Annotated in this window: 28 protein-coding genes and 1 pseudogene; 13 read left to right on the forward strand and 16 right to left on the reverse strand. The window is 67.0% G+C overall.

Annotation, left to right across the window (positions count from 1 at the left end; all coding sequences use genetic code 11):
• From TBU01S_RS24350 to TBU01S_RS20310, 13 genes and pseudogenes are all read right to left on the reverse strand, one after another.
• Positions 1–220: DNA/RNA non-specific endonuclease (locus TBU01S_RS24350; RefSeq protein ID WP_174524557.1), on the reverse strand; the 220-nt coding region annotated here is incomplete at its 3' end.
• A 341-nt stretch (positions 221–561) separates the two neighbouring features.
• Positions 562–1,062 (reverse strand): SMI1/KNR4 family protein, encoded by a 501-nt coding sequence (locus TBU01S_RS23345; RefSeq protein WP_083953755.1) that lies wholly within the window; start codon positions 1,060–1,062, stop codon positions 562–564.
• 26 nt (positions 1,063–1,088) lie between these two features.
• Positions 1,089–1,262 (reverse strand): annotated as a pseudogene (locus TBU01S_RS25170) (hypothetical protein); the annotation flags it as partial.
• Positions 1,214–1,696 (reverse strand): immunity protein YezG family protein, encoded by a 483-nt coding sequence (locus TBU01S_RS23350; protein ID WP_083953756.1) that lies wholly within the window; start codon positions 1,694–1,696, stop codon positions 1,214–1,216. The gene TBU01S_RS23350 and the pseudogene TBU01S_RS25170, both read right to left, overlap by 49 nt.
• On the reverse strand, positions 1,693–3,114 hold the full coding sequence (locus tag TBU01S_RS20270) for a DNA/RNA non-specific endonuclease (protein ID WP_068639312.1): 1,422 nt from the start codon (positions 3,112–3,114) through the stop codon (positions 1,693–1,695). The genes TBU01S_RS23350 and TBU01S_RS20270 overlap by 4 nt, the downstream gene beginning before the upstream one ends.
• The gene (locus tag TBU01S_RS20275; protein WP_068639313.1) at positions 3,114–3,497 is read right to left on the reverse strand and encodes a PAAR-like domain-containing protein; all 384 of its coding nucleotides are present in this window, start codon (positions 3,495–3,497) and stop codon (positions 3,114–3,116) included. Before TBU01S_RS20275 ends, TBU01S_RS20270 begins: the two co-directional genes overlap by 1 nt.
• Before the next feature lie 4 nt (positions 3,498–3,501).
• Entirely contained in the window at positions 3,502–4,560 is a 1,059-nt protein-coding gene (locus TBU01S_RS20280) for a DUF2169 family type VI secretion system accessory protein (protein ID WP_068639314.1), read from the reverse strand.
• Positions 4,561–4,617: 57 nt separating this feature from the next.
• The gene (locus TBU01S_RS20285) at positions 4,618–5,325 is read right to left on the reverse strand and encodes an MgtC/SapB family protein (RefSeq protein ID WP_245651000.1); all 708 of its coding nucleotides are present in this window, start codon (positions 5,323–5,325) and stop codon (positions 4,618–4,620) included.
• 39 nt (positions 5,326–5,364) lie between these two features.
• Positions 5,365–6,078, reverse strand: coding sequence for an ABC transporter ATP-binding protein (locus TBU01S_RS20290; RefSeq protein ID WP_068639335.1), 714 nt, complete (start codon positions 6,076–6,078; stop codon positions 5,365–5,367).
• A complete protein-coding gene (locus TBU01S_RS20295; RefSeq protein WP_068639315.1) occupies positions 6,078–6,944 on the reverse strand; it encodes an ABC transporter ATP-binding protein in 867 nt (288 codons plus the stop codon). Before TBU01S_RS20295 ends, TBU01S_RS20290 begins: the two co-directional genes overlap by 1 nt.
• Positions 6,941–8,275 (reverse strand): high-affinity branched-chain amino acid ABC transporter permease LivM, encoded by a 1,335-nt coding sequence (livM, locus tag TBU01S_RS20300; protein ID WP_068639316.1) that lies wholly within the window; start codon positions 8,273–8,275, stop codon positions 6,941–6,943. Before livM ends, TBU01S_RS20295 begins: the two co-directional genes overlap by 4 nt.
• Positions 8,275–9,189, reverse strand: coding sequence for an ABC transporter permease subunit (locus TBU01S_RS20305; RefSeq protein ID WP_068639317.1), 915 nt, complete (start codon positions 9,187–9,189; stop codon positions 8,275–8,277). Before TBU01S_RS20305 ends, livM begins: the two co-directional genes overlap by 1 nt.
• Before the next feature lie 280 nt (positions 9,190–9,469).
• The gene (locus tag TBU01S_RS20310) at positions 9,470–10,567 is read right to left on the reverse strand and encodes a branched-chain amino acid ABC transporter substrate-binding protein (RefSeq protein ID WP_068639318.1); all 1,098 of its coding nucleotides are present in this window, start codon (positions 10,565–10,567) and stop codon (positions 9,470–9,472) included.
• A 354-nt stretch (positions 10,568–10,921) separates the two neighbouring features.
• Between TBU01S_RS20310 and gshA the strand changes: the two genes are divergently transcribed.
• The 8 genes from gshA to TBU01S_RS20350 all read left to right on the forward strand — a co-directional run bounded on the left by gshA (position 10,922) and on the right by TBU01S_RS20350 (position 18,515).
• Entirely contained in the window at positions 10,922–12,220 is a 1,299-nt protein-coding gene (gene gshA, locus TBU01S_RS20315) for a glutamate--cysteine ligase (RefSeq protein ID WP_068639319.1), read from the forward strand.
• Positions 12,217–13,161, forward strand: a complete 945-nt coding sequence (gene gshB / locus TBU01S_RS20320; RefSeq protein ID WP_068639320.1) for a glutathione synthase — start codon at positions 12,217–12,219, stop codon at positions 13,159–13,161. Before gshA ends, gshB begins: the two co-directional genes overlap by 4 nt.
• A complete protein-coding gene (locus TBU01S_RS20325) occupies positions 13,161–14,240 on the forward strand; it encodes an FAD:protein FMN transferase (RefSeq protein WP_068639321.1) in 1,080 nt (359 codons plus the stop codon). The genes gshB and TBU01S_RS20325 overlap by 1 nt, the downstream gene beginning before the upstream one ends.
• Positions 14,241–14,271: 31 nt before the next feature.
• Positions 14,272–15,006 carry a ZapG family protein gene (locus TBU01S_RS20330; protein ID WP_068639322.1) on the forward strand — a complete coding sequence of 245 codons (735 nt, stop codon included), beginning with the start codon at positions 14,272–14,274 and terminating at the stop codon, positions 15,004–15,006.
• Between the two features lie 9 nt (positions 15,007–15,015).
• A complete protein-coding gene (locus TBU01S_RS20335) occupies positions 15,016–15,960 on the forward strand; it encodes a DUF6279 family lipoprotein (RefSeq protein WP_245651002.1) in 945 nt (314 codons plus the stop codon).
• Between the two features lie 137 nt (positions 15,961–16,097).
• Positions 16,098–16,550 (forward strand): OsmC family protein, encoded by a 453-nt coding sequence (locus TBU01S_RS20340; RefSeq protein WP_068639323.1) that lies wholly within the window; start codon positions 16,098–16,100, stop codon positions 16,548–16,550.
• A 27-nt stretch (positions 16,551–16,577) separates the two neighbouring features.
• Entirely contained in the window at positions 16,578–17,372 is a 795-nt protein-coding gene (locus tag TBU01S_RS20345; protein WP_068639324.1) for an enoyl-CoA hydratase, read from the forward strand.
• A gap of 147 nt (positions 17,373–17,519) precedes the next feature.
• A complete protein-coding gene (locus TBU01S_RS20350; protein ID WP_068639325.1) occupies positions 17,520–18,515 on the forward strand; it encodes a LysR substrate-binding domain-containing protein in 996 nt (331 codons plus the stop codon).
• 23 nt (positions 18,516–18,538) lie between these two features.
• Here the strand turns inward: TBU01S_RS20350 and eco are convergent, their stop codons facing one another.
• Positions 18,539–19,021, reverse strand: coding sequence for a serine protease inhibitor ecotin (gene eco / locus TBU01S_RS20355; protein ID WP_068639326.1), 483 nt, complete (start codon positions 19,019–19,021; stop codon positions 18,539–18,541).
• A gap of 226 nt (positions 19,022–19,247) precedes the next feature.
• Between eco and TBU01S_RS20360 the strand changes: the two genes are divergently transcribed.
• Together TBU01S_RS20360 and TBU01S_RS20365 are read left to right on the forward strand one after the other, a co-directional pair.
• Positions 19,248–20,141, forward strand: coding sequence for a DMT family transporter (locus TBU01S_RS20360; RefSeq protein ID WP_068639327.1), 894 nt, complete (start codon positions 19,248–19,250; stop codon positions 20,139–20,141).
• Between the two features lie 104 nt (positions 20,142–20,245).
• Complete coding sequence (locus TBU01S_RS20365; RefSeq protein WP_068639328.1) at positions 20,246–20,854, forward strand: 2-hydroxychromene-2-carboxylate isomerase; 609 nt, start codon at positions 20,246–20,248, stop codon at positions 20,852–20,854.
• Between the two features lie 105 nt (positions 20,855–20,959).
• Here TBU01S_RS20365 and TBU01S_RS20370 read toward each other — a convergent pair whose 3' ends face one another.
• A complete protein-coding gene (locus TBU01S_RS20370; RefSeq protein ID WP_068639329.1) occupies positions 20,960–21,694 on the reverse strand; it encodes a hypothetical protein in 735 nt (244 codons plus the stop codon).
• A gap of 88 nt (positions 21,695–21,782) precedes the next feature.
• Here TBU01S_RS20370 and TBU01S_RS20375 point away from each other — a divergent pair, with 88 nt between their 5' ends.
• Entirely contained in the window at positions 21,783–23,714 is a 1,932-nt protein-coding gene (locus tag TBU01S_RS20375; RefSeq protein WP_068639330.1) for an ATP-binding cassette domain-containing protein, read from the forward strand.
• Positions 23,715–23,855: 141 nt separating this feature from the next.
• On the opposite strand, the gene TBU01S_RS20380 is transcribed toward TBU01S_RS20375, so the two are convergent.
• Positions 23,856–25,058 (reverse strand): HD-GYP domain-containing protein, encoded by a 1,203-nt coding sequence (locus TBU01S_RS20380; protein ID WP_068639331.1) that lies wholly within the window; start codon positions 25,056–25,058, stop codon positions 23,856–23,858.
• Positions 25,059–25,259: 201 nt separating this feature from the next.
• Between TBU01S_RS20380 and thrH the strand changes: the two genes are divergently transcribed.
• Both thrH and purU read left to right on the forward strand, forming a co-directional pair.
• Complete coding sequence (gene thrH / locus TBU01S_RS20385) at positions 25,260–25,871, forward strand: bifunctional phosphoserine phosphatase/homoserine phosphotransferase ThrH (protein ID WP_068639332.1); 612 nt, start codon at positions 25,260–25,262, stop codon at positions 25,869–25,871.
• Between the two features lie 8 nt (positions 25,872–25,879).
• Positions 25,880–26,755, forward strand: coding sequence for a formyltetrahydrofolate deformylase (purU, locus tag TBU01S_RS20390; protein WP_068639333.1), 876 nt, complete (start codon positions 25,880–25,882; stop codon positions 26,753–26,755).
• The last annotated feature ends 236 nt before the right edge of the window (positions 26,756–26,991 follow it).

Genomic DNA, 26,991 nt, shown 5'->3' on the forward strand with positions numbered 1-26,991 from the left:
AGTTCAGTTCGATTCTGACCTGAACGGTATCGCCGGCCTTGAGGCGGTCGGCCCAGTTCTTTTCCATCTGCCCCCATTTCCCCTTTGGATAGGCATTGATTTGTCCGGCCATGGGGGTGAGGTTTTCGTAGCCTTCGTACCCGCCGAACTGTGCGCCGATCAGGTGGCCGCCGTGGTCACCGGGCGCCCGTCCGTCGTCGACGCCGACGTTGCCTTGCATGCGGTCGCTTCGGTTGGGATTGGCTCGGCACGCAATTCGCCCTCGACGGCATTGATCCGGCCGTGTTCGTCGGTGGTGTATTTGTAGCCGTTGGGCTCGTAGGTGCTGTTCGGCGCAAGCCAACCCCTCTTGACCGCCACGCCCGCCGTCCTTGCCCTGTGTGGGCACGCCGTAGTTGAGAGGCTCCGCTCCGCAGTTCAGAGAGAAAATCATGGATAGCCCGAACTGGAGGCTTCTCAGGCGTTCGTGACATTTTCGAATTCTGATTTGAATGCAGACCGGAGATTATCTAACGACAAAGTTCAGCCAATGCCGCTGGTTGTGTCGGCTGCGACGACGGATCAGGAATGGTTATTCTTTGTTTGGGCCTTCATGCGAAGATAATCGAGGAAATGATTTGTACTTGGTGATACTGATGCAATACTGAATTCATCGTCATCTTCTTGTATTAGTTCATATTGCCCCTGCTCGTACATGAACAGCAAATTCCCCAGAAATTTGACAAGATTCTCGGCGGCTCTCACCCGAGTGAACTCTCGCCCTCCAAATGATATGACTTGAGCAACGTCTCCGTGAACACCAGGGTCGAAGTCCAGGCCGAGGTAGCTCCCGGCTGCATCATCCGCCAGGGGAATCCATGATTTATTCATGACAACCTGCTTGATAGTACCAACAGGGAGACAGGTATAGTCTTGGCTCCATTTTTCCAATTCTTCTGGAGATGCTTCGTCCAAAACACTGCATTCAAAATTCCAATGCTGGATGACTTTATCGATCGACAGGAAGGGCAACCCGAAAAAAGACCGATTCCACGGAATGCCTCGGATTGCCCATTGTGCCAACGATAAAGATCACGTACGTTCTCGGGCAACTGGGCCCCGATATTTTGCTCCAAAACTGCAATCTCGGTTTCGTTGGCTCCAAGATTCAGGCTTGCTGCTGTACTCGGAAATCGGCTGTCAATACATTTTTGCAGCCGGTAGAGAAGTTCCTTCATGTCTTCTTCCCAACCTGTTTGAGCCGTGCAACCATCGACTTCCATTCCTCATATGGCACGCGCCCATCGATCCAGTCCTGGATCTGGGCCTGCAGTTCCGGCCGAGGATAGTGCTTGAACTCGTCCAGCCAGTCTTCCGGGTCCGGCATGATGTCGAAGGCCGGCAGATGGTCGTAGTCGAAGTCGAACTTGAACTTGCCGTCCGGGGTGAGGGTGAAGGTGGCGGTGTACCAGGCATGGCCGTTGTCGTGCAGTTTGGCCATTTCAGCACGGAGATGCTCGAATGCCGTTCGGACAGCGTCCGGAATATTCAATATTCCATCGAATGTACCGTTTTTTTTCTCATATTTTCCGCCAGAAGAAGAGAACTGAGTGATCTCCTTGTAGGTGAACTCTGCCCTTTTCCAACGCCCTTCGGGCAGGCTCCCCCATACCCCTCTCGCAATCTCCGTGTGGTAATGGCTCAGGTTACTGATCATGGTTTTGGATTCCTGACGATGTTCACATTCTGAGTGACGCTTGAACCGCTTGTGATTGTCTCAGTCACCTTGAAGCTCCCCGCCCGCATGGTGCTGTCAGGATAATTGACTTCGATCTTCACGTGGACGGTGTCGCCGGCCTTGATTCGGTCGGCCCAGTTCTTTTCCATCTGCCCCCATTTCCCCTTTGGATAGGCATTGATTTGTCCGGCCATGGGGGTGAGGTTTTCGTAGCCTTCGTACCCACCGAACTGTGCCCCGATCAGATGGCCGCCGTGGTCACCGGGCGCCCGTCCGTCGTCGACGCCGACGTTGCCTTGCATGTGGTCGCTTCGGTTGGGGTTGGCCTCGGCGCGCAATTCGCCCTCGACGGTCTTGATCCGGCCGTGTTCGTCGGTGGTGTATTTGTAGCCGTTGAGGCTATACGTGCTGTTCGGTGCCAGCCGCCCTTTCCTGACGGCCACGCCGTCCTTGCCCTGTGCGGCTTCGCGCCGGGCTTGGGCGAGGCGCTGCGCGCGGGCGCGCTCGAGCACGGCGATCTCGTCGGCGCTTGCCCCGGCGGCCTTCGCGGCGGCGATCGCCTCGTCGAGCTTGTTCGCCGCCTCCATGGGCGTCCTGGCAAGGCGCACGATGTCGGCGACCTTCTCGGCCGCCCGGGCGACGCCGGCTGCGCCTTTGCCGCCGAGGGCTTCCATGCCGAGGGTGGCGAGCACCATGGCGCTGGCCCCTGCGGCGCCGTTGCGCTCGTAGGCGGCGTTCCAGGCTTCCTTGACCGAATCGCCGATTGCTCCGAAGGCCTCGCGCTGGTTCTGCTGCATTTGCTCGACCAGCGCGATCGCGTCGGGATCGCCGCTCATGTAGGCGTGGTTGATCAGCTCCGGCGGCGGTCCCATCAGGGTGCCCAGCCCTTCGAGCGTGCCGATCGCGCCATCGGCGATGCGCTGGCGGGCCGCTTCGGTCGAGGCCGGGTCCGATGTGCCCGGCAGTGCTTCCCACACGGTCCTGGCGCCGTCGATCCAGCCGTCGATGGTTTCGGAGCCGACCCGTGCGGCTTCTTCCCAGGCACGTTCGTACCAGGGGCGGGACTCCGGCGAGGGGGCTGTTTCTCCTTCGGCGTGCTCGCTTGCAGGTTGCGGTGGTGGCCCCATGGGCATCGTATACACCCGGCCGAGGGTGGCGTTGTCGGCGGGGTTGACCGACTGCGGGGCGGGAGGTGGGGATGAAACCGGGCCGGAGTTCGGGTGTTTGGCGGTGAAATCACCGTGCGGACGCCCCTGGCCGTTCGGATCGAGGTAAATCTCCGGGCCGCGCAGCGCTTCCGGCAGGACGTCGCCGACCACCTGGGCCTGAACGCCCTGCGGGGTGAAGATGAACTGGACCGGGCGGCCGAACTGGTCGACCGGATGCTTGTCGCCCATCAGTCGGCCTCGGACAGGTCCACGTCCAGCGCGGCACCGCCCAGCCGGCAGTTCATCAGGCAGGCGTCCAGGTGGCGTAAGACCTTGCGGCCTTCGGCGTAGACCGTGCTCGATCCTTCGCGCATCCAGACATGTCCCGCGCCCTGCGACACGCCCGACTTGATGCCGCGTCCGGCGTTGCCCCTGACCCCTGCGGCCACGCTGTCGATCATCAGCACCGGCTCACCGCGTGCGAACACCGAGCGGGCGTACAGCGTCTTGTCCCGGTCGAGCGTGCGGGCGATGTCGAAGGGAATGATCTTCTTGCCGACCTTGCAGAAGTCGGGCGTGACGTTCAAGGCCGCCCATTGGGCCTCGCGGTCGGCGATGTGTTTGTTAGCCATGGATTCAGTCCAGCCGAAAGCTGCGCAGCACGGCATGGCGCGCTTGCAATACATGGGGAACGGGCAGGCGCCAGGTGAGATACAGACGCTCGGCATCCAGGTCGATGTCTATGGTGTCGAGGCGCATCGGCGCCAGCTGCGCCTGCCCCTTGGCGGGCAGCAGCAGCGCTTCGAGGCGGATTGCAGGCAGGTGGCCCACGCAGTGCGCCAGGCCCCGGAAGCCGCGCAGCGCCAGTTGTTCGCCGCCGGCAAGGGGGCGTTCGAATACCCAGTCCGGATGGGCGGCGTGGAAGAAGCGCGGATCGAAGTCCGCCGGGTAGTCGGGGCCGGCGGTGCTGTCGGCCTGTCGTTGCCAGGCCTTGTCATAGGTGCCGGCAAAGCGGCTGCGCGCGTCCCAGAAGCGTGGGATCGGGCCAAGGCCGGGCACGGGCACCAATGCGCCGGGCCGCTCGCTCATCACGTCGAAGGCCTCGATCTGTGGAGCAGGGTAGTGGATTTCGCGGTCCATGCGCCGTGCATCGAAAAAGCCGATGCCGACGGGGTTGGGCTCATGCTCGATCCACCCGCCTGCATTCGGGTAGCGTCCGCCGAAAGCCAGCTCGTAGCGCAGCGGCCAGGACTCGGCAGGCTCAGGCTCGCTCAGCTGCCAGCCTTTGATGAACGACCAGCGCCATTGGCGCGGCCCGACCAGACGCGCCTGACGCTGGCGTTTGAAATTCTTGCCGGACACCTCGACGGACACCGCCCAGTGCTGACGGTACTGCTCGGGAGCCGTGACCGACCCGCGCACCCACAGATCCGTGCCGGGTTTGTGCAATACCGTATCGCCCGCCACACGCAGGCTGGTGCGCTCAGGGGCGCCGTAGTGCTCGTCGGCCAACCACAGCGGAGCGGATTCTGCCGTCAGTTCGATGCCGTCGCCGTGTCCGCGTCCTTCCTCGCCGGGGAGCAGGCGGCAAACGGCCTTGCAGATCAGCACGTCGAAGTGCCGCCGTCCCGGCCCCGCCTTTTCGAAGGAGAAGTATGTGAAGGGGGTGTAGTTCTCGACCGTTTCCAGTTGCATGAGCACGGATCAGGACAGGCTGCATGGCTCGTTCATATGATGAGGACTCATTATGCATCAATCTCCCGTCGGCGACAGGCGGAAGGCGCGCACCTCGTCGAGCTTGCGCAGTTCTTCCGCCAGCGTGCGCAGGTTGCCCTGCTGGCTGGTGCGGATGGTCATGCGGTATTCGAAGTACAGCCCGTCGTCCGAGACGCGGTAGTTCATGTTGGCCACGGTGAAATCGTGCCGGGCGAGCAGCGCGCGCACTTCCTCCTCGTTCATCGCATGGCCGCGATCGAAGCGGATGGTGTGCTGGGCATACAGGTGCGAGGGCAGGCGGATCTCGATCCAGCGGAAGGCCGCCAGGGTGCCGAGCGTGATCAGCGTGGCGAACACCGCCGGGAAGTAGAAGCCGATGCCCATCAGGATGCCGATCGCGGCCGTCATCCAGATCGAGGCCGCGGTGGTCAGCCCGCGCACGCTGAGCCCTTCCTTGAAGATCACGCCGGCGCCGAGAAAGCCGATGCCGGTCATGATGCCCTGCGCCATGCGCGTCGGGTCGGTGCGCACGGTTTCCATCGGCACGCCGGGCAGCCAGGACCACTGGTACAGCGTCACCAGCATCAGCAGGCTGGATGCTACGCAGACCAGCGAATGGGTGCGGAAGCCCGCCGGGCGGCCGTGGTAGCTGCGTTCGAGGCCGATGATGCCGCCGGCGGCGAGCGCGGCCAGCAGGTGGACGGAGATGTTCGCCAGATCGGCGTGCATGTTCGGCGGGCTCATGGCTGCCTCCTTGCCGAAGCGTTCCCGTTATTTACCGGCTCAGCCGTGGCCGCCCTCGAGATAGGCCGCCCGCACTTCCGGACTTGCCAGCAGTTCCGCGCCCGTCCCCGCGAGCGTGATCTCGCCATGCTGCAGCACGTAGCCGCGGTGTGCAACCCGCAGCGCCTGGTTGGCGTTCTGTTCGACCAGCAGGATGGTCATGCCGTGGTCGCGGTTCAGCTCCCTGACGATCTGGAACACCTTGCGGATGTAGATCGGCGCCAAGCCCAGCGAAGGTTCGTCGAGCAGCAGCAGCTTGGGCCGGCTCATCAGCGCGCGGGCGATCGCCAGCATCTGCTGTTCGCCGCCGGACAGCGTGCCGCCGCGCTGCGACTGGCGCTGCTCCAGGATCGGGAACATCGCGAACATGCGCGCGAGGTCGGCGCCGTAGTTCGCCGGGTCGGCGTGCGTCGCGCCCATCTGCAGGTTCTCCAGCACCGTCATGCGCGGGAAGATGCGCCGGCCTTCGGGCACCAGCGCGATGCCGCGGCGGGCGATCTCGTGCGTGTGCACGCGGGTGATGTCCTCGCCGTCGAAGACGATGCGCCCGGCGCTCGCGCGGGGGGTGCCGAACAGGCTCATCATCAGCGTCGACTTGCCGGCGCCGTTGGCGCCGATCAGCGTCACGATCTCGCCGACCTGCACTTCGACGTCGATGCCGCGCAGCGCGTGGATGTGGCCGTAGTGGGCGTGCACGCCCTCCATCGTCAGCATCATGCCGTGGCCCCTCCCGTCGTCACCGCAGCGTCCTGCGCATCTTCGTCGTCGTCCTCGCCGAGATAGGCCTTGATCACGTCGGGGTCGTTCCTGACCTGTTCCGGCGTGCCCTCGGCGATCTTGCGGCCGTAGCTGATTACGCCGATGTGGTCGGAGACGTTCATCACCACGCTCATGTCGTGCTCGATCAGCAGGATGGCGATGCCCAGTTCGCGGCACAGGTAGAGCAGCAGCGCGTTCAATTCGGCCGATTCGCGCGGGTTGAGGCCGGCAGCGGGCTCGTCCAGGCACAGCAGCACCGGGTCGACGCACAGCGCACGGGCGATCTCGATGCGGCGCTGGATGCCGTAGGGCAGCGCGCCGGCGGCGTGGTCGGCGAGGTGTTCGAGCCGCAGCCGCTTCAGCCACGTTGCCGCGCGCTCGATCGCCGCTTGCTCGGCCTGGCGGTAGCCGGGCAGGCCGAGCAGGCCGGCGATGGAGAACTTCGAGGCGTGCTGCAGCACGTTGTGCTGGGCGACGATGAGGTTTTCCAGCACCGTCATCTTCGGGAACAGGCGGATGTTCTGGAAGGTGCGCACGACCTGGGCGTCGCGCGCCACGCGATGGCTGGGCAGCGCTTCCAGGCGCATTTCGCCGTGCTGCGGGTGGGCCAGCCGCAGGCTGCCGGTGGTCGGCTTGTAGAAGCCGGTCAGGCAGTTGAACAGCGTGGTCTTGCCGGCGCCGTTGGGACCGATGATGCCGGTGATGCTGCCGGCCGGCACGTCCAGCGACAGGTCGTCGATGGCGACCAGGCCGCCGAAGCGCATCGTCAGGTTCTGCACCGACAGCAGCGTGGCGGCGGTGTTCGGGGCGGTGGCATTCATCGTGCGGCCTCCCTGGCGGAGCCGGCCTTGCCCAGCGGGTTCAGGCGCACGGTCGGTTCGCGGTGCGACAGCAGGCCGCCCGGCTTCCAGATCATGATCAGCACCATTGCCGCGCCGAACAGCAGCATGCGGTATTCGGCGAAGTTGCGGCCGAACTCGGGGATCAGCACCAGCAGCGTCGCCGCCAGCACCACGCCCATCTGCGAACCCATGCCGCCCAGCACGACGATGGCGAGGATGATGGCGGACTCGGAGAAAGTGAAGCTTTCCGGCGAGATGAAGCCCTGGCGCGCGGCGAAGAACACGCCGGCGAAGCCGCCCAGCATGGCGCCGATGGCGAAGGCCGACAGCTTGATGTTGGTGGTGTTCATGCCCATCGCGCGGCAGGCGATCTCGTCCTCGCGCAGCGCCTCCCAGGCGCGCCCGACCGGCAGCTTGCGCAGCCGCGAGACGAAGGCGTGGGTCAGCAATGCCAGCACCAGGATCAGGTAGTAGAGGAAGATCAGCCGGTGCATCGGCGAGAAGGCCAGGCCGAAGAAGCCGGCGAAGGTCTGCTCGCCTTCGGGTGCGCTGCGGGCGAACTCGAGGCCGAAGAAGCTCGGCCGCGGGATCGAGCTGATGCCGTTGGGGCCGCCCGAGAACTCGGTCCAGTTCACCAGGATGACGCGGATGATCTCGCCGAAGCCGAGCGTGACGATGGCGAGGTAGTCGCCGCGCAGGCGCAGGATCGGGTAGCCGAGCAGGATGCCGAAGCAGGCGGCGAGCGCGCCGGACACCGGCAGCGCTTCCCAGAAGTTCCAGCCGTACTGGGTCGACAGCAGTGCGTAGGAGTAGGCGCCGACCGCGTAGAAGGCGACGTAGCCGAGGTCGAGCAGCCCGGCCAGGCCCACCACCACGTTCAGGCCCCAGCCCAGCATCACGTAGATCAGCACCGTGGTGGCGGTGTCGACCACGTAGCGGTTGTCCGAATGGAAGATCGGCAGCGCCACCGCGGCGCCGAGCGCGATCCAGCCGAGCACGGTGACCACTTTCTGCGCGCCCTGGGCGCGCTCGTCGGCGGTGGCCGGGGCGCCGGCCGCGCTGCGGGCCTGCCTGCGCTCGCGTGCCTGGTCGAGCGCCCAGCGCAGCAGCAGGCGGCCGGCGAACACCGCCGCGACGGTGGCGGCCAGCAGGCCGAAGCGGGTGTCGACCGCCAGCCGGCCGCCCACGTCCACCGTGGTCAGGCCGATCAGCGGCACGCCGAGGATGAAGCCGACGAAAGCGACCCAGCCGGCGTCGCGCAGGCGCTCGGCGGGCGTCATCGCGTGGCGGGCGAAGACGACGGTGCTCATCAGACTTTCTCCACTTCGGGCCGGCCGAGCAGGCCCGAGGGGCGCAGCATCAGCACCAGGCACAGGATGCCGAAGGTGGCGACGTCCTTGTATTCCGCCCACAGGTAGGCGGCCCAGAAGGATTCGATGAGGCCGATCAGCAGGCCGCCGAGCATCGCCCCCGGCAGCGAGCCGATGCCGCCCAGCACCGCCGCGGTGAAAGCCTTGATGCCGACCAGGAAGCCGATGAAGAAATCGACCACGCCGTAATACACCGTCACCATCACGCCGGCGACCGCGGCCAGCGCGGCGCCGAGCATGAAGGTCAGCGAAATCGTGCGGTCGACGTTGACGCCGAGCAGCGCGGCCATCGTGCGGTCCTGCTCGCAGGAGCGCTGCTGGCGGCCGAACGGCGTCTGCGTGATCATCCAGGTGAAGGCCGCCATCAGCGTCACCGTGGTGACGATGATCAGCAACTGGCTCCAGCTGATCTGCACGCTGAAGGCCGGCGCGTCCCACAGCACGAGACCGCCTTCGATGACCGGCGGGATCGGCTTGACGCGCGCGCCCTGGGTCAGCTGCACGGTGTTCTGCAGGAAGATCGACATGCCGATCGCCGAGATCAGCGGCGCCAGCCGGGTCGAGCCGCGCAGCGGGCGATAGGCGGTGCGCTCGACCGCCCAGCCGTAGGCCGAGGTGAAGAAGATCGCCACGACCAGCACGAAAGTCAGTGCCAGCGGGATGGACGTCACGTCCGCTGCCGCCAGCAGCGTGAAGGCGGTGACCGCGATGAACGCGCTCACCATGAAGATGTCGCCGTGGGCGAAGTTGATCATGCCGATGATGCCGTACACCATCGTGTAGCCGATGGCGATCAGGCCGTACATGGCGCCGAGCGTCAGCCCGTTGATCAGTTGCTGAAGTGCGTAGGCCACGATGTCTCCGTTGGGGGCACGGCGGTTTCCCGCGCTGGTCGCCGGGGCGCAGTGCGGGCGTGCCGCTGTGATGTGATCCGGCCCGCGCCGCTGCGTCGGGCGGCGCGGGGGAGGTCTGGCCAGGCCCAATACCGTTCGTTCGAGCAGGCGCCTCTTTCACCGTAGGAGCGGCTTCAGCCGCGAAAGGCGTTTGTTCGCGGCTGAAGCCGCTCCTACACCGGAAGGGAATCTCCTAAGTGAACGGCACTATGGCCGGACCAGGCGAAGCGGGGCCGGACGATTACTGGACGTAGTCGTACTGGCCGCCCTGCCAGCGGTAGACGACGAAGCCGGGCACGTTCAGGTCGCCTTTCGGACCGAAGGCGAGATCGCCGATCACGGTCTTGAAGTTGCCGCTGCGCATCGCCTTCTCGAGCTCGGCGTACCGGGTGCTGTTGGCTGCGGTCGCCACCTGCTCGAACAGCTGCATCGCGGCATAGGCGTACAGCACGTAGCCTTCCGGCTCGACCTTGGCGGCGCGGAACTTCTCCACCACCGGCGCGGCGTCGGGGTTCTTGCGCGCGTCGGGCGAGAAGGTGAACAGCACGTTGTCGGCGGCCGGGCCGGCGGCGGTGACCAGCTCGGCATTGGTCATGGTGTCGCCGCCCATCACCGTCAGCTGCAGGCCGGCGGCCTGGGCCTGGCGCAGGATCAGCGCGACTTCGGTGTGGTAGCCGCCGAAGGCCATCACGTCGACGCCGGCCTGCTTGAACTTGGCGATCAGGCTGGAGTAGTCGCGCTCGCCGGCGGTGATCGATTCGCGCAGCGCGGGCTTGAGGCCCTTGGCACTCATCGCCTTGGCCATCTCGTCGGCCAGGCCCTTGCCGTAGGCGCTCTTGTCGTCGACCACGGCGACCTTCCGGTCCTTGAAATGGTCGGCGAGGTAGCCGCCGGCCACCAGGCCTTGCTGGTCGTCGCGGCCCATGATGCGGAAGACGTTGGGCAGGCCGCGTTCGGTGACTTGTGGATTGGTCGATACCGTGGCGACCAGGATGTCGGCGTCGGCATAGACGTCGGAGGCGGGGATCGTCGAGCTGGAGCACCAGTGGCCGTGCATGTAGACGATGCCCTTGTTCACCATGGTGTTGGCGACCGACACCGCCTGCTTGGGATCGCAGGCGTCGTCGCCGATCTCCAGCTTCAGCTTCTGGCCGAGCACGCCGCCGCGGGCATTGATGTCGGCGATGGCCATTTCGGCGCCCTTGCGGATCTGGTCGCCGGCCGAGGCGTACTGGCCGGTCATCGGGCCGGCGATGGCGACCGTCAGGTCGGCCAGCGCGGCACCGGAAAAGCCGCCGAGCGCGAGCAGGGCGGCGGCGAGCAGGGTTTGCTTCTTCATGGAACGTCTCCTTTGTTGTTTGATTTGGACAGGGGGGCAGGCCTCGGCGGTGGAGCCTGCGGCGATCCCGCCCCGTAAAGGTAAGCGAATTTTTCTTCCTTGCCATCCGTGGCGACCCTCAGGCCGGGGATCCCCGCCCGCAGTGCCGGGCGCCCAATGTCTCAAGCTCCGGGGCCTTCCCGCTCTGACCGGGATCAAAGCTCGGCTCCATTACCGGCAGGCTCGGTGCCGGGCCCGCGACGTGCTGCCGCGCGTGCCGGCTGCGTGAGCGCTGCGGGCCATGGTGTAACATCCCCGCCAATCGTTTCGCCGCCTGCCGGGCCGGCAGGGGCTCATCCAGGCCAGAGACAATCCATGGTTCCGCACCTCACTACCGCACTCACCGGGCCGCTGCTCGAACTGGAGCGCCAGTTCCTCGACAACGCCTGCGACATCGAAAAGTGGTTCCGCACCCAGTGGCAGGACCACATGCCGCCCTTTTACGGCTCGACCGACCTGCGCAACTCGGGCTTCAAGCTCGCGCCGGTCGACCTGAACCTGTTCCCGGGCGGCTTCAACAACCTCAACGACGCCTTCATGCCGCTGTGCGTGCAGGCCGCCCAGGTCGCGATCGAGCGCATCTGCCCCGACGCCGGCAAGCTGCTGCTGATTCCCGAGAACCACACCCGCAACCAGTTCTACCTGCAGAACGTGGCCAAGCTGGTGTCCATCCTGCGCCTGACCGGGCTGGAAGTGCGCATCGGCAGCCTGCTGCCCGAGATCACCGAGCCGACCGTGATCGAACTGGCCAACGGCGTCGCGCTGACGCTGGAGCCGCTGCGGCGCAGCGGCGGCCGCGTCGGCCTGGATGGTTTCAGTCCCTGCGCGGTGCTGCTGAACAACGACCTGTCGGCGGGGATTCCGCCGGTGCTGCAGGGCCTGGACGAGCAGTGGCTGATCCCGCCGCTGCACGCCGGCTGGCATGCGCGCCGCAAGTCGAAGCACGCCGAGTGCTACGACCGCGTGGCGCGCGAGTTCGCCGCCGCGATCGGCATCGACCCGTGGCGCATCAACCCCGAGTTCGGCGTCTGTGGCCAGATCAACTTCCAGGAGCGCACCGGCGAGGAATGCCTGGCGGCGCAGGTCGATTCGCTGCTGACCCGCATCCGCGCCAAGTACAAGGAATACGGTGTCAGCGACGAGCCCTTCGTCGTCGTCAAGGCCGATGCCGGCACCTACGGCATGGGCGTGATGACGGTGAAGGACGCGTCCGAAGTGGTCGGCCTGAACCGCCGCCAGCGCAACAAGATGGCGGTGGTCAAGGAAGGCCTGCAGGTGCACGAGGTCATCATCCAGGAAGGCGTGCATACCTTCGAGACGGTCGAGGACGGCGTCGCCGAGCCGGTCGTCTACATGATGGACCACTACGTCGTCGGCGGCTTCTACCGCGTGCATACCGAGCGCGGCCGCGACGAGAACCTCAACGCGCCGGGCATGCACTTCAAGCCGCTGGCCTTCGACACCTCCTGCACGCTGCCCGACATGGCGCAGGGGCCGGATGCGCCGCCCAACCGCTTCTACGCCTACGGCGTGGTCGCGCGGCTGGCGCTGCTGGCGGCCTCGGTCGAGATCGAGGAAACCGCGCCGCTCGAGGAACTCGGAGAGGCGGCATGAAGCTCGCCTTCATCCTCGATCCGCTCGACGGCCTGAAGGCCTACAAGGATTCCAGCATCGCCGTGATGCGTGCCGCCGCTGCGCGCGGCCACCAGGTGTGGACGCTGCAGCGCGGTGCGCTGGCCTGGCGCGACGGCGCGGTGGCGGCGCGTGCGCTGCCGATCCGCCTGCTGGCGGGCGACAAGCCCTGGTACGAGCCCGCCGGAGCGGAGCAGGCGCTGCCGCTGGCGGAATTCGACGCCGTGCTGATGCGCCAGGACCCGCCTTTCGACTTCGAGTACGTCACCGCCACCTGGCTGCTGGAAGACGCGATGCAGGCCGGCGCGCGGGTGTTCAACGACCCCCGCGCGATCCGCGACCACTCCGAGAAGCTTGCCATCACCGAATTCCCGCAGTTCATGGCCACGTCGCTGGTGGCGCGCGATGCGGTCGACATCCAGGCCTTCATCGACGAGATCGGCGACGTCATCCTGAAGCCGCTCGACGGCATGGGCGGCAGCCAGATCTTCCGCGTCAGGAAGGACGACCCCAACCGCAACGTCATCATCGAGACGCTGACCCAGGAAGGCACACGCACCATCATGGCGCAGCGCTACCTGCCGCAGATCGCCGACGGCGACAAGCGCGTGCTGATCATCGGCGGCGAAGTCGTGCCGTATTCGCTGGCACGCATTCCGCAGGCCGGCGAGACGCGCGGCAACCTCGCCGCCGGTGGCCGCGGCGTGGCGATGCCGCTGACCGAACGTGAACGCGAGATCGCCGAATACCTCGCGCCCATCCTGTGGCAGCGCGGCCTGCTGATCGTCGGCCTCGACGTCATCGGCGGCCACCTCACCGAGATCAACGTCACCAGCCCCACCTGCATGGTCGAGATCGCCACCCAGCAGGGCTTCGACGTCGCCGGCCTGGTCATCGACAAGCTGGAACAAGCTTGCGCCTGATGGGGGCGAGGCCGGGCTTGTTCTCCTGCTGGCTGCGCTGCCTGGGGCTGATCGCCTGCGTGCTGCTGCTGGGCGCCTGCTCGCGCGCCGAAGTCTTCCATCATGAGGCTTTCGTGTTCGGCACCCGGGTCGACGTGGCGGTGTATGCCGACGACCAGGCGGCGGCCGATGCAGCGGCCAACGCCGTGCTGCGCGAGTTCGACCGCCTGCACCGCGCTTACCACGCCTGGGAGCCGTCGGAGCTCACGGCCTTGAATGCCGCCATCGCGCGCGGCGAGGCGGCGACGGTGTCCGCCGAGCTGGCGGCGATGCTGAAGGATGCCCAGCGCATTGCCGCCATCAGCGACGAGCTGTTCGACCCCGCGCTGGGCGCGCTGGTGGCGCTGTGGGGCTTCCATTCCGATACTTTCGTGCCGCTGCGGCCGGATCCCGCCAGGCTGCAGGCCCTGCTCGACGCCCGGCCGCGCATGGCCGACCTCGTCATCGACGGCAACCGCGTCGAAAGCCGCAACCCGGCGGTGCAGCTCGATTTCGGCGGCTACGCCAAAGGCTATGCGCTGGACCGCGCCGCCGCCATCCTGAAGCAGCAGGGCGTGCGCAACGCGCTGATCAACATCGGCGGCAACGTGCTGGCGCTGGGCAAGAAGGGCGATCAGCCGTGGCGCATCGGCATCCAGCATCCGCGCGAACCCGCGCCGCTGGCGGCGATGCCGCTGTACGACGGCGAGGCGGTCGGCACCTCGGGGGACTACCAGCGCTACTTCATGCTCGACGGCGAACGCTACGCCCACCTGCTCGACCCGCGCACCGGCCAGCCGGCGCATGGCACGCAGTCGCTGACGGTGCTGGTCACGCCCGGCAGCGCGGCGGAAAACCTGGGCAGCGAGGGCACCGGCACCTTGTCCGATGCTGCCAGCAAGCCCGCCTACCTGGCAGGCGATGGCTGGCGCGAACAAACGCGCCGTTTCGGCATCGAACACGCGCTGCGCATCGCCGGGGATGGCCGCGTGGAAGTGACGCGGGCCTTGCGTGCGAGGCTGCAGTTCCTGGGGCCGGTCGAGCCCCGCATCGTCGATTGAACAAGAACAGGATCAGGGGAGGGAACAAGACATGACTGAACAGACCGCATGGTTCGCCGCCATCGCCGCGGTGCTCGTCGCCGCGCTTATCGGCTTCTTCATCGGCCGCCGCTGTGGCGGCGGCAAGGCCCGCATCGAGGAACTGGAAGCCGAAGTCCAGCGCCAGGTGCAGGAAATCGAGGGCTACCGCAAGGAAGTGGAGACGCACTTCGACAAGACGGCGACGCTGTTCGTGTCGATGGCGGGCTCGTACAAGGAGCTGTTCGAACATCTGTCCTCGGGCTACGAAAAACTGTCGTCCGGCTCGGCGCGCACGCTGTTCCAGCAGCGTGTCGATGCGCTGCTGGTCGGCTCCGCCCGCGATACCGGCGAGGCGGACAAGCTGCTGGCGGGGGTGGGGGCTGCGGCGGCCGTGGCCACCGTGGCAGATGCCGCTGCCGTGGAAGCTGCGGGCGCCGATGCACCGGACGTCGATACACGGGATGCCGCCGCATCGGGCGCCGTTGCGCCCGAGGCCGACGCGGCGCCGGATGCAGCCGCCAGGACGGCAGAAGCTGCGGCTGCTCCGGAGGAAGCCATCGCCACGCAGGCCGACGCGCTTGCGGAGAGCGCCGAGGCCGAAACCCCTTCGGAAGTCGCTGAAGTGCGGGACCTGGCCACCGAAGCCTACCGGAACGAGGGGGCACAGGCCGACGATCCGCTGAGCGATACGGTCGCCGGCGAAGCCGGCCAGCACGCCGGGGCTCGCCGGGACGGCGCCGGCTGAGTCACTGCGATGCCGCCGCCCGGCCAGCCGCGCTTTCGCCTGGGTCGGGTGCGCACGGCCCGGCCGGCGGTGTCTGCATGCGCGCGAAGCTTCGTCGCCGTGCTGCTGGCGGTACTGGTGCTCGGCGGCTGCGGCGTGCGCTTTGCCTATTCCCAGCTCGACTGGCTGGTGCCCTGGTACCTGCGCGACTACGTCACCTTCGACGCCGGCCAGCGCCAGGTGCTGGACCAGCGCCTCGCGCTGCGGCTGGATTGGCACTGCCGCGTGCATCTGCCGGGCTACGTCGGTCTGCTGCGCGATGCGCGCCGCCTGCTGGCGCGCGAACGGATCGAGGCGCAGGAGCTGGCGCCTTTCCTGCGCCAGGGCGAAGCCTGGTGGGACGAGCTCCGCGTCGAACTGATGAACGATGCGAAGGTGCTGCTCGCGGGCCTGTCGGACGATCAGGTCGCCGAACTGGCGGCTGCCTTCGAGCGCCGGGACAAGGAGGCGCGCGAGGAATTCCTCGGTGGCAGCACCGAGGCGCGCCGCAAGGCACAGATCGCGCGCATGGAAAAGCGCCTGCGCAACTGGTTCGGCCGCCTCACCGACGAACAGCGCGCGCTGGTCGCCGGCTGGAGCCAGGGGCTGCAGCCGACCACCGAACGCTGGCTGGACGAGCGCCGCCAGTGGCAGCAGGGTATGCTCGAGGCCTTGAAGGTCCGCCGCGAGCCGCGGCTGTTCGCCGAACGCATCGCGGCCCTGCAGGCGCCGGCCGGCGAGGTGCAGGACGAATACTCCGAACAGGCGGCACACAATCGACAACGGACCCTGGACTTGCTGGCCGGTGTGTTCAATACCGCCAACGACCGCCAGCGGGAACGTCTGCTCGCCGAGATCGATGGGCTCACGGGGCAGTTCGACAAGCTGGCCTGCGCCGCGCCGAAAATGGCGGAAACGGGACGGGGGCTGGAGTGAATCGCATCGGCGAGGCTTAGTTTTCCTAAGCCTCAAGCACAGAAATCGTCGCTTTACGCTGCGGTTTGCGGCGGCCTACGATCTGCATGTCCGGCACGCCCGTTTTCGGCGCGGAGCCACATCTTCGGAGGTCGACCATGTCCCAGCACCACGCTGCCATCCATTGGCAACGTTCCCCGCACCCCACCGACGGCAGCACTTATTCGCGCAACCATGTGGCCGAGCTGAACGGCCAGCAGGCCGTGAATGTGTCGGCGGGCGTCGACTACAAGGGCGATCCGGCCTGTGCCGATCCCGAGCAACTGCTGCTCGGTGCGCTGGCGAGCTGCCACATGCTGACCTTCCTGGCCATCGCGGAATTCCAGGGCTACTGCGTGGAGCGCTACGAAGACCAGGCGACCGGATACCTGGAGAAAGTCGAAGGTGTCGGCATGAGCCTGACCCGGATCGAACTGTCGCCCCGGGTCAGCTTCGGCGGCGACAAGCAGCCGGACGCTGCCGTGCTCGCGCGCCTGCATGCCGGTGCCCACAAGAACTGCTTCATCGCCCATTCGATCACGGCCAAGGTGACGGTCGTGCCGGCGGCCTGAGCCGCGCGTCCATCCGGAGTTGCCATCATGCCCGCACTGCAGAACGCTACCGATACCCCGTTGCTGCGCAGCGACGCCGACGGCGTCGTGACGCTCACGCTGAACCGTCCGCAGCAATTCAACCCCCTGTCCGAAGCCATGCTGGATGCCCTGCAGCGCGAGCTGGATGCGCTGTCCTGCGACGACGAGGTGCGCTGCGTCGTGCTGGCAGGGGCCGGCAAGGTCTTTTGCGCCGGGCACGATCTGCGTGAAATGCGCAGCCAGCCCCGGCTCGGGTATTACCAGGACCTGTTCGCCCGCTGCAGCCGGGTGATGCAGGGCATCCAGACGCTGCCGGTACCCGTCATCGCCCGCGTGCACGGCATCGCGACCGCTGCCGGCTGCCAGCTCGTCGCCAGCTGCGATCTGGCGATCGCCGCGGAGACGACGCGTTTCGCGGTGTCGGGCATCAACGTCGGCCTGTTCTGCTCCACGCCGGCCGTGGCGCTGTCGCGCAACGTGTCGCCCAAGCGCGCTTTCGACATGCTGGTGACGGCGCGCTTCATCGATGCTGCGACCGCTGCCGATTGGGGGCTGATCAACGAAACCGTGCCCGAAGCCGAACTGGACGAAGCGGTCGCGCGCAAAACCGCCGAGATTCTCTCCAAAAGCCCCGTGGCGGTGCGTTACGGCAAGGCCATGTTCTACCGCCAGCGCCAGATGGCACTGAACGATGCCTATGCCTACGCAGGCGACGTCATGGCGCGCAACATGATGGAGGAGGATGCCTGCGAAGGCATCGACGCCTTCTTCGAGAAGCGCCCGGCCCGATGGAAGCGCTGACGCGCTGCCGGTGAGTGCCGTGGCGGCTGAGCTTCACGCGGCTGTCCTGACACCGTAAGCTGCCGGCCCATGTCCAAACGAGCTTGCCGATTTCCTCCGCTGCCGGCCACACCCGATGCGAGTGTGGAGGCGGCACCGGGTTGCCGGATGCAGGACGGCGTTCCGTCGCGGCCTGCGCCAGCCTCCACGCGGCGCTTGCCGCCGCTGGTGGCGCTGTCGTATTTCGAGGCTGCGGCAAGGACGAGGAGCTTTGCTGCCGCAGCCAGGGAACTGCACGTCACGCCGGCAGCGATCAGCCACCAGATCAAGGCGCTGGAGGCGCTGCTCGGTGTCGAGCTGTTCGTGCGCCATCACCGCCGGGTCAGCCTGACGTCGGCGGCCAGGCTTGCGCTGCCGGCGCTGCAGGAGGGCTTCGCCGCGCTGGCGGATGCGGTCGAGCAGCTCCGTGCCCACAGCGAGGCGCGCAACCTCATCACGGTATGCGCGGAGCCGATGTTTGCGACCAAATGGCTGGTGCCGCGCCTGCATCGCTTCTACGCCCGTTGCCCCGAGGCGGAAGTGCGCCTCCAGGCCAGTCTCAGCTCGGTCGACTCGATGCGCGGCGGTCCCGCCGGGCTGGCGGAGTTCCGCCGGGCGGGTATCGATCTGGCCGTGCGTTTCGGCTATGGAAGCTATCCGGAGCTCGAAGCGCAGCGTTTGCTGGAAGTGTCGCTGCTGCCGGTATGGGCGCCCGAGCCGGGGGCGGAGCCGCGCGTGGAGCCTGAAGCCCTGCTGGGGCAGGCCTTGCTGAGCGACGGCACGGCCTGGCGTTCGGCCGATCGTTTCGGCTGGCCGCAGTGGTTCGAACATGCGGGCGTCGCAGTGCCGGCTCCGCTGCGCGAGCAGCGCTTCGGCAACGGGCTGCTGGCGCTGGAAGCTGCGCTCACGGGGCAGGGGGTGCTGCTGGCGTCCCCGCTTCTGATCCAGGCCGAGCTGCAGGGCGGCAAGCTGGCTGTCGCCTGCGAGGTGGCGATGCCCTGTCCCTTCGCCTATTTTGCCGTCTGCCCGCCGCTGGCGCTGGAGCGCCCGATCGTGCAGTCGTTCAGGGCATGGCTGTTCGAGGAGGCCGTGCCCTGCGGAGGTGGGGGTGCCGCGACGGCATGAGCATACGGCACGCCTGCTGCGCGTCAGCGCTGCTGCGCGGGCAGGCTGTCCGGACCGGCCGACCAGATGCGGTAGCGCACCTCGATGTCGCTCGGCGCGTAGATGACCAGCGGCAACTGGCTGTTGTAGCGCACCAGCATGGGCTCGCCGCCGGCCTGCACGAATGCCTGTTTGCGGCTGTCGTCCGGGCAGGCCATCATCGTGCTGACGGGCGGGCCGACCCGGTCCAGTTCGTAGTAGCTGTAGCCCCAGCCTTCGACGGTCTTCTCCTGCCATTGGCCGCCCATGCGGTGGTGGTTGCAGTCCACCTCCATCGTCTTGCCGGCGATCAGCTCCACCTTGCGTGTGCTTTCGTCGGTCAGCTTCGGCAGTTCGATGACGTGGCGGCTGTAGCCTTCGGCGGCGCGTGGCCAGGGCTTGAGCGCATCGTCGGCGGACGTCGTCGCGCAGGCGCTCAGCGACAGCCCCAGGGCAAGGGCGGCGAGACTGCTTTGAGTTTTTTTCATCGGAGTTCTCCTGTTGTTCTTGGAGGCGCCTCGCGGGCGGCGGGCTGGCATTATCGGGGCAAATTCGCCCGAAAGCGGGAAGCAGGCCTGAGGGATACCGTAAGAATATGTTGGCGAAGCGGGGCATCGAAGGTGCGAATCATGAGGGCTGCGCTCGAGCCGGAGCCCGGTGCTGCGCGTATGATTGCGCGCGCCTTTGCCGCCGTTCCCTGTTCCCGAGAATCCGATGCCGCCCAAGACCCAGCTCGACCGCCTTGCCATCAGCCTGATGCTGCTGTTCTGCACCTTGTGGGGCTTGCAGCAGGTGGCGATCAAGATCGCCAGCACGGGCATTTCGCCGGCATGGCAGGCCGGGCTGCGCTCGATCGGGGCGACGGTGCTGGTGTTCGGCTGGGCGCGGCTGCGCGGTATTCCGCTGTTCGGGCGCGACGGCACGCTGTGGCCGGGGCTGCTCGCGGGGCTGCTGTTCGCCGGCGAGTTCGCCTTGATCTTCCTCGGGCTCGAGTTCACCACCGCCTCGCGCGGGGTGATCTTCTTGTACACCGCGCCCTTCTTCGTCGCCCTGGGGGCGAAGTGGCTGCTGCCGAACGAGCGGATGCGGCGTGCGCAATGGGCGGGGATGGCGCTGGCCTTCGCCGGAGTGCTGGCGCTGTTCGGCGAGAACCTGCTGCGGCCGTCCGGGCAGGCCTGGATCGGTGACTTGATGCTGGTTGGCGCGGCGATGCTCTGGGCCGCGACCACGCTGACGGTGAAGGCGACCGCGCTTGCGCGCACCTCGGCCGAGAAGATGCTGCTGTACCAGCTGGCGGTGTCGGCGCTGGTGCTGCCGATGCTGTCGCTGGGCCTGGGCGAGCCGGGCGTGTTCGCACCCACGGCCGGGGTATGGGCGAGCCTGGCGTTCCAGACCGTGCTGGTGGCATCGGCGAGCTACGTGGGCTGGTTCTGGCTGATTCGCCATTACCCGGCGACGCGGCTGTCCTCGTTTTCCTTTCTGACGCCGGTGCTGGGTGTGCTGGCCGGCGGCGTGCTGCTGGGCGAGGCGCTGACGCCGGCGGTGTTCGCCGCGCTTGGCCTGGTCGGCGCCGGCATCTGGATTGCCAATCGTCCAGCGGCGGAGTAGCGCTGCGGCACGGCTCGGGAGCCTGCGCTGGGGCGCGTGCCGTGGCGGCGTGCGTGCGCCCGTCGGGCTATAGTGAAGAGGTCCGTTTGCCTTGGAGTCCTGCCATGTCCCGTCCCGCCGTCGAGTTCTGGTACGAGTTCGCCAGTACCTATTCCTGGTTGTCGGTGATGCGCATCGAGCCGCTGGCCGAGGTGGCGGGCGTGCAGGTCGAATGGAAGCCCTTCCTGCTCGGGCCGGTGTTCATGGCGCTGGGCTGGAACGATTCGCCGTTCAACATCTATCCGCCCAAGGGCCGCTACATGTGGCGCGACCTGGAGCGCCTGGCGGCCAGGTACGGCCAGCCCTTCCGCAAGCCGAGCGGCTTTCCGCGCGACAGCCTGCTGGCGGCGCGGGTCGCGCTGGTGGGGGTGGCGGAGGGCTGGGTGGCGCCGTTTTCGCGTGCGGTGATGAGCGCCAACTTCGCCGAGGACCGCGACATCGGCCAGGCCGGGGTGATCGCGGAGATCCTGTCGCGGCAGGGGCTGGACGCCGATGCGGTGATCGGGCGCGCCTTGTCGGACGACAACAAGCAGGCTTTGCGCCGGCAGACCGAGCATGCGACCGAGCTCGGCCTGTTCGGTGCGCCGAGCTTCAGGGTGGGCGAGGAACTGTTCTGGGGCAACGACCGCCTGGAAGATGCGCTCGACTGGGCGCGTGGCCTGCAGCCGCTGTAGGCGGGCAGGGCTGGGCGCCGGTGTCGCGGTGGCCGGCTGCCAGGTGCTGAATGTCCGTCGCCGGCGTGCCGGCCGGCGGATCGCCGCCTGCCGGACCGATGGCTGCTATTTCTTCTTGGTGGCCTGGTCTTCTTCGTGGCGGCGGATGCGCTCTTCGTAGCGCGCGCGATCGCGCTCGGCGGCGGCGGCGCGGGCGGCGGCTTCGGCTTCGGTTTCGGCGCGCTTGGCGGCCCGTTCCGCGTCGCGCGCAGCACGTTCGGCTTGTGCGCCAGTTGCAGCTTGGCCGGCGTTGCGGGCACGCTCGGCGCGGATGCGTTCGGCTTCGGGCGACGGGCCGACGTCCCCATCCGGCGCCGGTGCCGGCGTGGCCGTGGCGGCGGGCGCCGGTACATTGGGTGCCGGTACGCCGGGAGCGGGTTGTGCAGCCGGTGCGTTGGCGCGCTGGGCGGCCTGGACTTCGGCGGCGGCGCGCTGGCGCTGGGCGAGGTCGATCTGGCGGGCTTCGGCTTCGAGTGCGCGGGCGCGCTTGATCGTGTCGAGGCGCAGCTGCCTGGCCTGGTCGATGCAGCGATTGACGAGGAATTTCTGGTAGCAGCCGGCTTCGGTGGCAACGAAAGTGGCTTCGGCCTCGTTGCGCAGCGCCTTGGCCTGGGCGTTGAGTTCGGCTTTGCGCGCGTTTTCGGCGGCGGTCTGCGACGAGGCGCCGGTATCGGCCGGTGCTTGCGCAAGTGCGGGAGCGGACAGTGACAGCAGGACTGCGGCCGACAGCGACAGCAGTGCGCGTGCGGGTCTGGGGGCCGAATTCAGGGGGGCTGTGGGGGTGAGGCTGGGGCGGGACATGCGCGCAGGGTTCCGGAGACGATTCGCTTGGCGCGTAGAATAGCGCCTTTATTTCCGTCCGCGGCCGTCCTGGCCGTGTTTTACCTTCGTGATCAGTCTTCGCAATCTGCGCCTCGCACGTGGCGCCAAGGTCCTCGTCGAAGGGGCCACGCTGCAGATCCATCCCGGCTGGAAAGTCGGCCTGACCGGCGCCAACGGCAGCGGCAAGTCCAGCCTGTTCGCCATGCTGCGCGACCAGCTCCACCCCGACCAAGGCGACCTGGAGATGCCGCCGGGCTGGGTGATCGCCCACGTCGCGCAGGAAACCCCCGGCCTGCCGCAGCCGGCGATCGACTACGTGCTCGACGGCGATGCCGAACTGCGCGCCATCGAGGCCGGGCTGGCCGCCGCCGAAGCCAGCCACGACGGCGGGCGCATCGGCGAACTGCACGCCCGCCTGCACGAGATCGGCGGTTATGCGGCGCGTTCGCGTGCGGCGGCGCTGCTCGACGGCCTGGGTTTCCTGCCATCGGACATCGAGCGCCCGGTGGCGGACTTTTCCGGCGGCTGGCGGATGCGGCTGAACCTGGCGCAGGCGCTGATGTGCCGCTCCGACCTGCTGCTGCTGGACGAGCCGACCAACCACCTCGACCTGGACGCGGTGATCTGGCTCGAGGCCTGGCTGCGCGACTACCGCGGCACCCTGCTGCTGATCTCGCACGACCGCGAATTCCTCGACGCCTGCACCACCCACATCGCCCACATCGAGCAGCAGCGCCTGGCGCTGTACTCCGGCGGCTATTCCGATTTCGAGCGCCAGCGTGGCGAGCGCCTGCTGCAGCAGCAGGCGATGTTCGACAAGCAGCAGCGCGAGATCGCGCACATGGAAGACTACATCCGCCGCTTCCGCGCCAAGGCCACCAAGGCGCGCCAGGCGCAGAGCCGCATCAAGGCGCTGGAGCGGATGGAGCGCATCGCCGCCGCCCACGTCGATACGCCCTTCAGCTTCGCCTTCCGCGACGCGCCGCCGGCTCCCGACCCCTTGCTGCAGATCGAGGACGGCGCGGTCGGCTACGGCGAGCGCATGGTGCTGGAGCGGATCCTGCTGACGCTGCGCCCCGGCGAGCGCGTCGGCCTGCTGGGGCGCAACGGCGCCGGCAAGTCGACGCTGATCAAGCTGCTGGCCGGCGAGCTTCCGCTGGCAGCGGGACGCAGGCTGGAAGGCAAGGGCCTGGCGACCGGCTACTTCGCCCAGCACCAGCTCGAAACCCTGCGTCCGGACGAATCCGCGCTGCAGCACATGATGCGGCTCGACCCGCAGACGCGCGAGCAGGAACTGCGCGACTACCTCGGCGGCTTCGATTTCCGCGGCGACGGCGCCGGCGGCACTTCCACGCCGGCGACCACGCCCTGCGGCCCGTTTTCGGGCGGCGAGAAGTCGCGCCTGGCGCTGGCCTTGCTCATCTGGCGGCGGCCCAATCTGCTGCTGCTGGACGAGCCGACCAACCACCTCGACCTGGAAATGCGCCACGCGCTGACGATGGCGCTGCAGGACTACGAAGGCGCGATGGTGCTGGTGTCGCACGACCGCGCGCTGCTGCGCGCCACCTGCGACCGCTTCCTGCTGGTCGATGGCGGCCGCATCCAGCCCTTCGACGGCGATCTCGACGACTACCGCGACTGGCTTGCCACGCGCCGCGCCGAGATCACCGCTGCCGCCGCCTGCCCCGACCAGGCTGCCGACAAGGCGGCGCGCAAGGCCGACCGCGCCCAGGCCGCCGCCGAGCGCCAGGCGCGGCTGGCCGCGCGCCGCCCGCTGGTGAAGGAGATCGAGCAGATCGACAAGCGCCTGGCGGCATGGAACGAGGAAAAGGCCGAACTCGACGCTCGCCTGGCCGACCCGGCGCTATACACCGGGCCGCAGGCCGGCGAGGTGCCGGCGTTGAACAAGCGCCAGGCGGAGCTGGCGGAGCGCATCGAGGAGGCCGAGTTGCGCTGGCTGGATCTGCACGAAGCGCTGGAAGCGATCCCCGCCGATTGAGTCCGGCGGCTGCGGCTGCTTTTAACCGGCAACCAAATAAACACGAGTAGGATGGGTGGAGCGTAGCGAAACCCATCACCCCTGCTCCCGGCAAACGATGGGTTTCGCCTGCGGCTCTACCCATCCTACCCTGGCTGTGCCTCACTCCGGCAGCCAGCGCGCCGGGTCGATCTTCCAGGTGTCGAAGTCCTCGTGGCCGATGATGCGGTCCTGCGAGCGCCGCAGGTCGATGGTTTCGGGCGTCAGGTAGTGGCCGCGGGTGTGGAAGATGACCTTCACCGTCGGCTGCATCAACTGGTCGGCGTTCTGCGACTGCACCACGGCCAGGCGCCGGCTTTCGAGCCGCACCAGCGAACCCGTCGGGTAGATGCCGACGGCGCGGATGAACGCCTGTACCAGTTCGGGTTTGAAGTGGAACTTGCTCCACTCTAGCAGCTTGCGCAGCGCTTCGGTGGGCGCCATGCCCTTGTGATAGACGCGGTTCGAGGTGATCGCGTCATACACGTCGACGATCGCCCCCATCTGGCCGTACAGGCTGATCTCGTCGCCCTTGAGCTTGTTCGGGTAGCCGGTGCCGTCGAAGCGCTCGTGGTGCTGTGCGGCGACGTCGAGCGCAATGTTGCTGATGCCCGGCGTGTCCTGCAGGATGATCTTGCTCTGCACGACGTGGTTCTTCATCTTGGCGAATTCGGCGTCGGTGAGCTTGGCCGGCTTGTTGAGGATTTCGTCCGGCACCCTGGCCTTGCCGACGTCGTGCAGCAGGGCGCCGACGGCGATTTCGTGGATGATCTCGCGCGGCAGCTCCAGCGCCCGCGCGAACGAGGTCATCAGCGCGCATACCGACACCGAGTGCTGGAAGGTGTATTCGTCGTGGTCCTTGAGCCGCGCCAGCGGCAGCAGGGCGTCCTGGCGGCTGAAGATCGAGTCGACGATGCGTTCGACCAGCGGTTCGATCTGCTCCATCTGGATCTGCTTGCCCAGCCGGATGTCGCCCATCACGTCGCGCACGATGCGGTTGGCTTCGCCATGCAGCCGCTGCGCGGGCTCGATCTCGAGCCTGACCGGTATCCGCGGCATGGCCGTTGCGGCCTCGCCTGCGAGCGCCTGCAGTGCCTCATCCACCTTGTGGGCGTGGTCCTCCTGGGTCGGCGCCTCGGCGACGTCGAGCCCGCGTTCGGTGTCGATCCAGATTTCGAGCACGCCCAGCGCCCGGACTTTCTCCGCGATTTCTTCCGTCCTGACGGCAAAGCGGCTGCGCAGGAAGTTGTGTTCCATCCAGCCGCAGTTGAGGTCATGGATGTACATGCCGGGTTGGAGCTTGTCGATGGGGATGAGCTTGATCATATCGGTACAGGTACGGATGCGGTCATTGTCCGGGAGTATCCCATCTGGTAGCAGCATACGCTTCCGGGATTGCCTGTCAGTCGAGAAGTTGTGCACAGGCCGGCGCTTGTCCGGCACGGCGTGCCGGACCGATACGATTCGGCGCAGCGGCACGGATGCTAGAATCGCGGCTTTGCCAAATTCTGCCCGCAGGAGCGTACGGTGCGTATCGTCTGTCTAGACCTCGAAGGTGTGCTGGTTCCCGAAATCTGGATCGAATTCGCCGAGCGCACCGGTATTCCCGAACTGCGCCGCACCACGCGCGACGAGCCGAACTACGACACGCTGATGAAGTACCGCCTCGGCATTCTGGCGGAGAAGAAGCTCGGCCTGCCCGACATCCAGGAAGTCATCGCCAGCATGGGGCCGATGGAGGGCGCGCGCCAGTTCCTGGACGAACTGCGCGACGCCTACCAGGTCGTGATCCTGTCCGACACCTTCTACGAGTTCGCCAAGCCGCTGATGAAGCAGCTCGGCCTGCCGACGCTGTTCTGCCACAGTCTCGAAGCCAACGATGAAGGTGTTCTGGTCGACTACCACCTGCGCATGCCCGACCAGAAGCGCGAGGCGGTCAAACGCTTCAAGGAACTCAACTTCAAGGTCGTCGCCGCGGGCGATTCCTACAACGACACCGCGATGCTGGGCGAAGCCCACGGCGGCATCCTGTTCCACCCGCCGGAAAACGTCGTGCGCGAATTCCCGCAATATCCGGTGGTCCGCGACTACGCCGGCCTGCGCGCCGAGATCGATAAAGCTTTTGCCAGGGCCGCCTGATCACCGCCATGCATCGCCAACGCTTCTACACACTTTCCGCCTCCTGCCCCGACCGCGTCGGCATTGTCGCCCGGGTGTCGGGTTTCATCGCCGAGCACAAGGGCTGGATTCTCGAAACCTCGCTGCATGCCGAACAGCCGCGTGACGGCGAGTCCGTCGGGCGCTATTTCATGCGCATCGAGATCAAGGCCGATTCGCTGCCCTTCCATCTCGCCGAATTCCGCGAGCGCTTCCGTCCGCTGGCCGAGGAACTGGAGATGGAATGGAAGATCACCGACTCCGCGGTCAAGAAGCGCGTCGTGATGCTGGTCAGCAAGCAGGAGCACTGCCTGTACGACCTGCTCGCGCGCTGGCAGTCGAAGGAACTGGACATCGAGATTCCGTGCGTGATCTCCAACCACGACACCCTGCGCGGTTTCGTCGAGTGGCACGGCATTCCCTTCCACCACGTGCCGGTCACGCCCGACAACAAGGCCGCCGCCTATGCCGAGGTGCAGCGCCTGTTCGAGGAGGTGCGCGGCGACACCATGGTGCTGGCGCGCTACATGCAGATCCTGTCGCCCGAGCTGTGCGCCGCCTATCCGGGCCGCATCATCAACATCCACCACAGCTTCCTGCCCAGCTTCGTCGGCGCCAAACCCTACCACCAGGCCTACGACAAGGGCGTCAAGCTGATCGGCGCCACCTGCCACTACGTCACCGCCGACCTCGACCAGGGGCCGATCATCGAGCAGGACGTGATCCGCATCGACCACTCCGACGCCGTCGAGGACATGGTCCGCTATGGCAAGGACATCGAAAAGACCGTGCTCGCCCGCGGCCTGCGCTACCACCTGGAAGACCGGGTGCTGGTGCATGGGAACAAGACGATCGTGTTCCGCTGAAAATCGCGCCGCGAACTTGCACGGGATCATGGTGACCAAGGCATGGATCGGCCACCTTCCCTGGAGCATGGAGAAATGAAGAAACAGAAGCGCCTGAAGCCTCGAAACGCTTTGATTCCGATCCTGTTCAACGAATGCGGGCACGCGGTTCACAAGAACAAGCGCCGCGAAGAGCGCGATCGGCGAGCCAGGCAGGAAATCAAGAACCATACCCGCGAAAGCGGGTATTTTTTTGG

Source organism: Thauera butanivorans NBRC 103042 (assembly GCF_001591165.1).
Classification (GTDB): domain Bacteria; phylum Pseudomonadota; class Gammaproteobacteria; order Burkholderiales; family Rhodocyclaceae; genus Thauera; species Thauera butanivorans.

Excerpts from the sequence above, each read along its gene's own strand:
- TBU01S_RS23350 (WP_083953756.1), bottom strand. The coding sequence starts at position 1,696 with ATGATCAGTAACCTGAGCCATTACCACACGGAGATTGCGAGAGGGGTA.
- TBU01S_RS20270 (WP_068639312.1), bottom strand. The coding sequence starts at position 3,114 with ATGGGCGACAAGCATCCGGTCGACCAGTTCGGCCGCCCGGTCCAGTTC.
- TBU01S_RS20275 (WP_068639313.1), bottom strand. The coding sequence starts at position 3,497 with ATGGCTAACAAACACATCGCCGACCGCGAGGCCCAATGGGCGGCCTTG.
- TBU01S_RS20280 (WP_068639314.1), bottom strand. The coding sequence starts at position 4,560 with ATGCAACTGGAAACGGTCGAGAACTACACCCCCTTCACATACTTCTCC.
- TBU01S_RS20285 (WP_245651000.1), bottom strand. The coding sequence starts at position 5,325 with ATGAGCCCGCCGAACATGCACGCCGATCTGGCGAACATCTCCGTCCAC.
- TBU01S_RS20290 (WP_068639335.1), bottom strand. The coding sequence starts at position 6,078 with ATGCTGACGATGGAGGGCGTGCACGCCCACTACGGCCACATCCACGCG.
- TBU01S_RS20295 (WP_068639315.1), bottom strand. The coding sequence starts at position 6,944 with ATGAATGCCACCGCCCCGAACACCGCCGCCACGCTGCTGTCGGTGCAG.
- livM (WP_068639316.1), bottom strand. The coding sequence starts at position 8,275 with ATGAGCACCGTCGTCTTCGCCCGCCACGCGATGACGCCCGCCGAGCGC.
- TBU01S_RS20310 (WP_068639318.1), bottom strand. The coding sequence starts at position 10,567 with ATGAAGAAGCAAACCCTGCTCGCCGCCGCCCTGCTCGCGCTCGGCGGC.
- gshA (WP_068639319.1), top strand. The coding sequence starts at position 10,922 with ATGGTTCCGCACCTCACTACCGCACTCACCGGGCCGCTGCTCGAACTG.
- gshB (WP_068639320.1), top strand. The coding sequence starts at position 12,217 with ATGAAGCTCGCCTTCATCCTCGATCCGCTCGACGGCCTGAAGGCCTAC.
- TBU01S_RS20325 (WP_068639321.1), top strand. The coding sequence starts at position 13,161 with ATGGGGGCGAGGCCGGGCTTGTTCTCCTGCTGGCTGCGCTGCCTGGGG.
- TBU01S_RS20330 (WP_068639322.1), top strand. The coding sequence starts at position 14,272 with ATGACTGAACAGACCGCATGGTTCGCCGCCATCGCCGCGGTGCTCGTC.
- TBU01S_RS20335 (WP_245651002.1), top strand. The coding sequence starts at position 15,016 with ATGCCGCCGCCCGGCCAGCCGCGCTTTCGCCTGGGTCGGGTGCGCACG.
- TBU01S_RS20340 (WP_068639323.1), top strand. The coding sequence starts at position 16,098 with ATGTCCCAGCACCACGCTGCCATCCATTGGCAACGTTCCCCGCACCCC.
- TBU01S_RS20345 (WP_068639324.1), top strand. The coding sequence starts at position 16,578 with ATGCCCGCACTGCAGAACGCTACCGATACCCCGTTGCTGCGCAGCGAC.
- TBU01S_RS20350 (WP_068639325.1), top strand. The coding sequence starts at position 17,520 with ATGCAGGACGGCGTTCCGTCGCGGCCTGCGCCAGCCTCCACGCGGCGC.
- eco (WP_068639326.1), bottom strand. The coding sequence starts at position 19,021 with ATGAAAAAAACTCAAAGCAGTCTCGCCGCCCTTGCCCTGGGGCTGTCG.
- TBU01S_RS20360 (WP_068639327.1), top strand. The coding sequence starts at position 19,248 with ATGCCGCCCAAGACCCAGCTCGACCGCCTTGCCATCAGCCTGATGCTG.
- TBU01S_RS20365 (WP_068639328.1), top strand. The coding sequence starts at position 20,246 with ATGTCCCGTCCCGCCGTCGAGTTCTGGTACGAGTTCGCCAGTACCTAT.
- TBU01S_RS20370 (WP_068639329.1), bottom strand. The coding sequence starts at position 21,694 with ATGTCCCGCCCCAGCCTCACCCCCACAGCCCCCCTGAATTCGGCCCCC.
- TBU01S_RS20380 (WP_068639331.1), bottom strand. The coding sequence starts at position 25,058 with ATGATCAAGCTCATCCCCATCGACAAGCTCCAACCCGGCATGTACATC.
- purU (WP_068639333.1), top strand. The coding sequence starts at position 25,880 with ATGCATCGCCAACGCTTCTACACACTTTCCGCCTCCTGCCCCGACCGC.